Raw genomic sequence first — 8,356 nt, 5'->3', positions numbered from 1 at the left:
GCTTGTATTGTGTTCAGTTTTCAAAGAACTTTTATCATCGCTCATTGGCGACTTTTATAATATATCATTTTTAAAAATCGGTGTCAACATTATTTAATAAATATTATTTTTTATTAAGATGCGTAACAGCGACTCACTTAATATACCAAGATTATCTCCCACCGTCAACACGTTTTATACAGGAATTTCTTACCATTATTACTACCTTCTATATTAATTGTGTAACATTGAAATAAAAAAAAGATGCCAGATATAGATCTGGCATCCACTAATATTATGATAAAAAGATGAAGTAAAGAATAAATACTACGAACAACCCATACATAATTGGGTGTATTTCTTTAGCCTTCCCTTTTACTATCATTGTAATTGGGTAAAAGATAAAGCCAATCGCGACTCCTGTAGCAATACTGTATGTCAAAGGCATTGCTATAATCGTTAAAAATGCAGGAACTGCAATTTCGAATCTATTCCATTCAATATTTCCTAAAGTCGCAACCATCAGTACCCCAACAATAATTAAAGCTGGTGAAGTTACTGCAGATGTTATAACACCTAATAATGGAGAGAAGAATAATGCTAATAAGAAAAATACGGCTGTAACGATTGAAGCAAAACCAGTTCTTGCTCCGGCTGCGACTCCCGCAGATGACTCTACAAATGATGTAGTTGAAGAAGTACCGAGTACAGCACCGATAACAGTACCAGTTGAATCTGAAACAAGTGCTCTACCAGCTCTTGGTAGTTTATTGTTTTTCATAAGACCCGCTTGGTTTGCTACTCCTACAAGTGTGCCTGCTGTATCAAAGAAATCAACAAACATAAATGTAAGGATTACAACCAACATATCTAATGTAAATATCTCTCCGAAATGAGACAACGCGACACCAAAGGTTGGTGCTAAACTTGGTACAGAGCTTACTACTTGATCAGGTACTCCAATTAAATTTGTTAGCATCCCAACGATAGCTGTAATAATCATTCCGATGAATACTGCACCATTAATATTACGAACCATTAATATGACGGTTATTACAACACCAAAAATAGCTAGAAGTGTATTTCCATTTGTTAAATCACCTAACGCCACTAATGTAGCAGGATCACCAATGACGATACCCGCATTCTTAAGCCCTACGAATGTAATGAATAACCCGATACCCGCTCCTACAGCAAATTTCAAATTACTCGGAATGGCATCTATGATTTTTTCACGGATACGAGTTAGTGTTAAAATTACTAATACAATACCGGAAGCTAGAACACCGGATAAAGCTGTTTGCCACGAAATACCCATTCCTAAAACGACTGAATAAGCGAAGAATGCATTTAAGCCCATACCTGGTGCTAATGCAACAGGGTACTTTGCTACAACACCCATTATCAATGTACCAATTGCAGCCGCAAGAGCAGTTGCGACAAACACAGCACTTGCATCCATTCTCATGTCTGCTGGTAAATCTGGTACATCACTTAATGATAAGATTGATGGGTTAACGAATAAGATGTAAGCCATAGATAAGAACGTTGTTAATCCACCAATAAATTCTTTTCTATAATTAGTTCCGAGTTCGTCGAACTGAAAATACTTCTTCATAATATAAGTTCCTCTCCCTTTGGTAGATCGTCGTTAAGGGGGCTAATCGTTACTACACAAGAAAGCGCCTCAGATATATATCTGAGACGCTTGACATTAAGGATAACATAGATAAAAGAGTAATAGATTAGTAGACACTCTTTCTCATCGGTTATACCTCGTAGTCAAGCTAATTTACGGTAGCCTGGTAGAAACTTTTGGGCCATATCCCCAAGATTATACGACGTATTTCAACAATATCTTTCAATTGATTTCATTATAAGACATTGGACCTAGAGAGTCAACTAGAAAACGAACATTTTTTATTAATTCAATTTTATTGTTCGTATTATTCCCATTCTATTGTTGCTGGTGGCTTACTTGTTATATCATACACCACTCGGTTTACATGACTAACTTCATTTACAATTCTTGTTGAGATCACTTCTAGAACGTCCCATGGAATACGAGCCCAATCTGAAGTCATACCATCTATAGAAGTTACAGCACGAATACCGATTGTGTAATCATATGTTCTTGCATCTCCCATTACCCCTACACTACGGATATCTGGTAGGACTGTGAAGTACTGCCAAATTTCCCGTTGGAGTCCTGCTTTTCGAATTTCTTCTCGTAGAATATAATCTGATTCTCGAACAATTTCTAGCTTTTCATCCGTTATTTCACCTAGTACACGAATCCCTAATCCTGGACCAGGAAATGGTTGGCGCCACACAATTTCATCTGGAATTCCTAATTCGGTACCTACTGCACGAACCTCATCCTTAAATAAGGCATTAAGTGGTTCAATTAATTTGAACTGCATATCTTCTGGTAATCCACCAACATTATGGTGAGATTTTATTGTTTGTGCAGTTGCTGTTCCACTTTCAATGATGTCTGTATAGAGCGTTCCTTGAGCTAAGAAATCGATCCCTTGAAGTTTCGCTGCTTCGTCGTCAAATACATAGATAAACTCGTTACCGATGATTTTACGTTTTTGTTCAGGGTCACTGACACCTTTTAGCTTACTTAAGAAGCGGTCTTTTGCATCGATCTTAATAACATTCATATTGAAGCCTTCACTGAAAGTTTTCATCACACTTTCAGCTTCTCCCTTGCGTAGTAGGCCGTGGTCAACGAACATACATGTTAATTGATCACCAATTGCTTTGTGGATAAGTACAGCTACGACAGAAGAGTCTACACCGCCACTAAGAGCACAAAGTACCTTTTTGTCGCCCACTGTTTCACGGATTTTCTGCATTTCAATTTCAATGAAATTTTCCATTGACCAGCTTTCTTTACATCCGCAAACACCGAATACGAAATTCTTCAATAGGTCATTACCATATACAGAATGACGCACCTCTGGGTGGAATTGAACACCATACAGCTTTCTTCCTTCATCGCTCATTGCAGAGATTGGACATGATGGGCTTACCGCATCTACAGAAAAACCTTCAGGCGTTTCAACAACTAAATCACCATGGCTCATCCAAACAACCTGTTCATCCGGGATGTTTGAAAATAATGATGTTTGATTTTTCACATTGATGTTTGCTTTTCCGTATTCACGGTGTTGAGCCTTCTCTACACGACCACCAAATTTCTTTGTCATCAACTGCATTCCATAACAGATTCCCAACACAGGAATACCTAAATCAAAGATCTTCTCGTCACAGGTAAATGCGTTGTCATCATACACACTATTCGGACCACCAGATAAAATAATTCCTTTTGGTTGTAGAGCTTTGATTTCTTCAATGCTCATTGTGTGTGGGTGAAGCTCGCTATATACCCCAAACTCACGGATTCTACGAGTTATTAACTGATTGTATTGGCTACCAAAATCTAAAACAACGACCATTTCTTGAACATCCACAATAATCACCTCATTATATTTTGTTATATACCCAGTAGATAATATACATCAAATGCGTCTTAGCGTATTTGAAACATAATTTTTACTTTATTCGACTAGAGTTTGACCCTTTCAACCACTCTTCTGAATAAAGCAAAAAAACTAGAATCCTCGCCTAATAAAAGGCAGAATTCTAGTTTATGCACACAAATAGAATAGCTGCCTTCATAGTCAGACCATTTACGGTTGTCCGGTAGAGACTCTCGAACCATATTATCGAGGATATACGAAGGAACTTCTATAAAATTTGTGTTAATTCTATCAATAGGGTACCTATTGGTCAAGATGATATCTTTTTAATTAAATTTTCCCATAATTCTACTGACTGTTCCCATTCTTCATTTGCACTATTTCTCCGGTACAATGCCCGTTCATAACTTAGAGTTAATTGTTCCATTTCTTGTCCATTGTAAAGCTTATCAACCTGTATCGAGTATTCTCTTAGAGTCTGCCCCTCTTTTCTAGGGAAACCTACTCGAGTTAAGTGTTTTAGCAATGCGTGATACGCCTTAAAATAGACGTCTTCATCCTTTTTATTTTTATATAACCAAATATAGAATAGAGGAATCCATTTCTTTCGAGTACTAAACGTTACGTAAGATACTAGTATGATTATCAGTAAAGAAATCAATAGATACTTCCAAGAGAACGAGGCTTTCATTCCTTCAAAAATACTACGATCCGTTTCCTCAGAAATAGGTTCTGCTACCGCTTCTTCTACTTCTTCTTGCTCCGGAGTTTCCTCTGGTGTCACCTCCGGAACATCACTATTCTGATTCTCTGAAGTAGATAAATCAAAGGTAAACAAGTTCGAATTACTAAATCCTTTTGTCGGTTCAAATGGAATCCAACCATAGTCAGGAAAATAAACCTCTACCCAAGAGTGCGCATTATTATTCGTAACTTCATACGAGTTGATCTTTAGTTGTTGCCCTTCCGTATACCCTTTTACCCACCTTGCTGGGATATCTGCAGCACGCAATAAAACAACCATTGAGGTAGAAAAATTATCACAATAGCCTGCCTTTGTTTCGAATAAAAACTGGTCTACATAATCCTGATTCTCTGATGGAATGGCCACGTTTTGTCGATCGTACACAAAGCCATTGGCTTGGAAATAGTTCTCAATCGCTTTAACTTTATCATACCGATTCGTTCTTGAGTCAGTAATAGATAGAGCTAGTTCTGTTACGCGATCAGGCATTCCCTCAGGTAATTGTGTATATCTTTCTTTAAATGACCGATCTAGCTCAAGTCCACCGATCTCTACAACCTCTTTTAAGTGATTAATATAATATTTGGGATACTCATAATGCATTTTGTATCCATCCAATTTAACTTGATCCTCACCTCTATACGAAGTGATCTTTTCTGATACTGTGTTCACACTAAAGTGAATATCAGGATCTATTTCTACAGACGTTAATCCTAACGGATAGACGATATGTGAATACTTTAAATCCATTTGAATTTCCGTTTCGATTGATTCTACCTCGGTTTTTGATTCAAACCAATTCAATACTGTATTTTCATCATGGAACGTTTCCCTATCGGGTTGGGCAGAGAGTACCCATCCTTTTCCGGTATATAGATCCTTGGACTCCACTCGCCAATAATGTCGTTTTTCCGAATTTGCAGTAAAGACTACCGTATCATCTGGGAGAAAAGGGCCTCCTAGATTTTCATCGTTCGTTCCATATCCGATTTTCTTTACTCCATTTATCGATCCATTTGCATTTTCTTGTCCATACCCTTTTAAGAATGGAACAGGATCTGGCCATTGCGGTGCTGCCTTTGGAGAGATGTAGCCAAGAAAGGTAGAAAACAGAATAAAGATAGCTAATGGAACCGCCCACCTTTTTCCAATATTTATATGTGTAGACAGCTCCTTAGCCTTAAGACGTTCAAATTGTAGTATTCCAAGCATAATAAATCCAATTAATACCGTTCGAATGATTGCCCCTTTTGCATCATAGGGACTAAATGTATCAAGGACAGTTATATACGTAATGGTTAAAACGAAAAATAAAAGAATCCGTTTTTGTTGAGTAAACCAATAATGAAGTAAATAACTCATTAACCATAGCAATATAAAAAAAAGAAAAGTTCGAAACATCGGTGTCATTTGCCACCAATTCGCCTGGAACAGAAGCCCAAAGTTATTTAGAAAATCAATAAGTAACTCCCCAACCCATGATGCATCCAAAAAATTCTGCTTGAAATACAAGTTATGGATCGTATATAAAATAAAAAAACTCTTAATGAGACCACCAAGCAAAAAACGAACCTGTAAAAATAACAACAGAAAGCAAATACCTATAAATAGGATAAATCCTGCCGTTTCTTGTGTATCTGTAACTGTCTTTAACGGTCTTAACCATTCCCAAAGCAAAAGAAAACAAAATAGATTCAATAATAGATTTCGAATATCACGTCGAGCTGGTAACTTAGGCCTCATTTACTCACCTCATTCAAATGCGCCTTGGCGTATTTGCGCCCAGATTTTTTCACTTCAACTATAAGTACGCTTAAAAGGAGGGTACCTTCGGAGGTTCATCTAATTCTGTCGAGATTCGCCCCCACACTTTACATTTATCCTCCCATTTTCGAAGTGGAGGACTGCTGAATAAGAGTAAATGCTTCTGCAAAGCGCCCTTCATAAACGACCTTAACAAATACATTATGCCTACTTATTGCCTCAAGTACTGTTCTTTCCTCCGCGCTGAGCTGTGCTCCCTTTTCTTTAACTATAAAGAGCTGCAAATCAGCATTCCTCATTGAAAATCGCCCAACCGTATGAATCATATCCCTAGTCAACACATTCGTCACTAGCATAAAGGTGACTGGTTGATACGTTTTCTTCATCTCAGATTCCACGATTTGTGAAAATGGAATTAGGCTATCGTCCTTTACCTTCGCTAGATGACGGTAGATAACTTGTTGTTGTGTTTCCCCATTTCGTAACGGAAAAATGGATTGGTTCTCTCCGATGGAGATAAACGAAAGTTGTGCTCCTTTTTTTAGAACAGCTTTTACAAGAGAGGAAGTAAATGTAACCGCCTGTTCAAATTGGGTTGATTTTGAACGATCCATAAATAAAACAATGTCATGGCTTTGCTGTTGTTCAAATTCTTTTGTCATAATATCATTTCGTCTAGCAGAGGCTTTCCAGTCAATCCACGAGAAACGATCACCTGGTGCATATTCCCTTACACCTATGGCTATGGCTGTATCCCGCTGCAGTCTTACGTTAGAAGATGTCATCCCTTGTTCAAATCGACTTTCCAACTGGCGATATATCATATCTACGTACTGTGGATATACTAAAAATTGATCACGATTCGGTAATACAAGCTCTTTTTCAACAAGCCCGAACAAATCACCCGTTTTAATTCGTATCCCTTCTAATACATGTTCACCCCTTGGAATAGAATCCAATTCATAACGATACGTGAGTTCACGTTTAAACCAAGGAAATAAGATTACTTTTGATTGTTTTGCCTGCTCATATTTATGTAACTGTGGAGGGAGTAACTCCTCGGCTATTAGGTACATCAGCGGAAAAGGAAATTTACGCCTTATTACAATTGTTGCTTCAAATTTTTCTCCCGCAACATACTCTGTAGCATTAATCGTACGTGTAATCGTAAAGTCCTTCAATGAATAGAAAGTTAGAGACAAAGAATATAATCCAAACGGGATGAAACTATAAAATAAAAACCAACTCACGAACCCGCCTTGAAACATCGCATATACAAAGGTTACGATAACTAGCAGAAAAATAGTAGTTAGTTTCCCCATTTCCCTTAGCTTCCGAAGTAGTTTCCTCATCTATGATTCAACGACCTTTGAACAGGAATCGGTGTTCTTTCTATTATTTTTGTAACTACTTTTTCACTTGTCATTCCTTCAAATCTTGATTCAGATTTCAAGATAATTCGATGAGGAAGAACAAATGGGGCCAAGTATTGGATATCATCTGGAATCACAAAATCCCTTCCATGAATTAACGCATAACCTTGTGCAGCCTTCATTAATGCAATTGATCCACGTGGACTAGCACCTAAATAGACAGACTTATGGGTTCTAGTCATACTTACGAGATCCACAATATACTCTTTAATCGTTTGATCAACATAGACTTGTTTTGCCTCATTTTGTAGTACCAGTAATTCATCAAGAGTTATCACGGACTCTAACTCTTCAATTGGCTTTGATTTCTCAGCTCGATTTAATACTTCTATTTCTTCATTAATGGATGGATATCCCATTTTCATTTTTAACAAAAACCGATCTAGTTGCGCTTCTGGGAGTGGGTAAGTCCCCTCATATTCAATTGGGTTTTGGGTTGCCATAACAAAGAATGGCTTAGGCAATTGGCGTGTCACACCATCAACCGTTATGCTACTTTCCTCCATCCCTTCAAGAAGGGCTGATTGTGTCTTGGGGGAAGTACGGTTGATTTCGTCAGCAAGTACAATATTCCCTATGATAGGTCCAGGACGAAATTCAAATTGAAGTTCCTTTGGATTATAAATAGATGTTCCAGTCACATCAGACGGGAGTAGGTCAGGCGTAAATTGAATTCGCTTAAAATCTGCACTGACTGACTTTGCAAGTGAACGCACCATCATTGTCTTTCCCACACCTGGTACATCCTCGAGTAACACATGTCCCTCTGCTAACAATGCGACCAAACTTAGTGTGGCTACGTCTCTCTTTCCGATCATTACCTTTTCGATATTTTCTATTACTCTTCCTAAAACTGGATGTAACATATCAAGTTGCGCCATTTTCCGTCCCCCTAAATTACTAGCTTCATCTTACATAATATGTAACTATTATACTATTCACAC

Annotated in this window: 5 protein-coding genes and 2 riboswitches; all 5 genes read right to left on the bottom strand. The window is 37.7% G+C overall.

The genetic code is table 11. From position 1 onward, the window contains the following. Positions 1-274: 274 nt before the first annotated feature. The 5 genes from ACWNMY_RS12740 to ACWNMY_RS12720 all read right to left on the bottom strand — a co-directional run bounded on the left by ACWNMY_RS12740 (position 275) and on the right by ACWNMY_RS12720 (position 8,293). Positions 275-1,597, bottom strand: a complete 1,323-nt coding sequence (locus ACWNMY_RS12740; RefSeq protein ID WP_449538627.1) for an NCS2 family permease — start codon at positions 1,595-1,597, stop codon at positions 275-277. 141 nt (positions 1,598-1,738) lie between these two features. Continuing rightward, positions 1,739-1,841: riboswitch (purine riboswitch) on the bottom strand. Between the two features lie 84 nt (positions 1,842-1,925). Next, complete coding sequence (gene guaA / locus ACWNMY_RS12735; protein ID WP_449538639.1) at positions 1,926-3,446, bottom strand: glutamine-hydrolyzing GMP synthase; 1,521 nt, start codon at positions 3,444-3,446, stop codon at positions 1,926-1,928. Positions 3,447-3,648: 202 nt separating this feature from the next. Next, positions 3,649-3,750: riboswitch (purine riboswitch) on the bottom strand. 30 nt (positions 3,751-3,780) lie between these two features. Then, positions 3,781-5,958, bottom strand: coding sequence for a transglutaminaseTgpA domain-containing protein (locus tag ACWNMY_RS12730; RefSeq protein WP_449538626.1), 2,178 nt, complete (start codon positions 5,956-5,958; stop codon positions 3,781-3,783). A gap of 134 nt (positions 5,959-6,092) precedes the next feature. Continuing rightward, positions 6,093-7,331, bottom strand: a complete 1,239-nt coding sequence (locus ACWNMY_RS12725; protein ID WP_449538625.1) for a DUF58 domain-containing protein — start codon at positions 7,329-7,331, stop codon at positions 6,093-6,095. Further along, entirely contained in the window at positions 7,328-8,293 is a 966-nt protein-coding gene (locus ACWNMY_RS12720; RefSeq protein WP_449538624.1) for an AAA family ATPase, read from the bottom strand. Before ACWNMY_RS12720 ends, ACWNMY_RS12725 begins: the two co-directional genes overlap by 4 nt. Positions 8,294-8,356: the final 63 nt, after the last annotated feature.

This window comes from Ferdinandcohnia sp. Marseille-Q9671 (assembly GCF_976954385.1).
This window is presented reverse-complemented; position numbering and strand designations above follow the sequence as displayed.

Excerpts from the sequence above, each read along its gene's own strand:
- ACWNMY_RS12740 (WP_449538627.1), bottom strand. The coding sequence starts at position 1,597 with ATGAAGAAGTATTTTCAGTTCGACGAACTCGGAACTAATTATAGAAAA.
- guaA (WP_449538639.1), bottom strand. The coding sequence starts at position 3,446 with ATGGTCGTTGTTTTAGATTTTGGTAGCCAATACAATCAGTTAATAACT.
- ACWNMY_RS12720 (WP_449538624.1), bottom strand. The coding sequence starts at position 8,293 with ATGGCGCAACTTGATATGTTACATCCAGTTTTAGGAAGAGTAATAGAA.
- ACWNMY_RS12730 (WP_449538626.1), bottom strand. The coding sequence starts at position 5,958 with ATGAGGCCTAAGTTACCAGCTCGACGTGATATTCGAAATCTATTATTG.
- ACWNMY_RS12725 (WP_449538625.1), bottom strand. The coding sequence starts at position 7,331 with ATGAGGAAACTACTTCGGAAGCTAAGGGAAATGGGGAAACTAACTACT.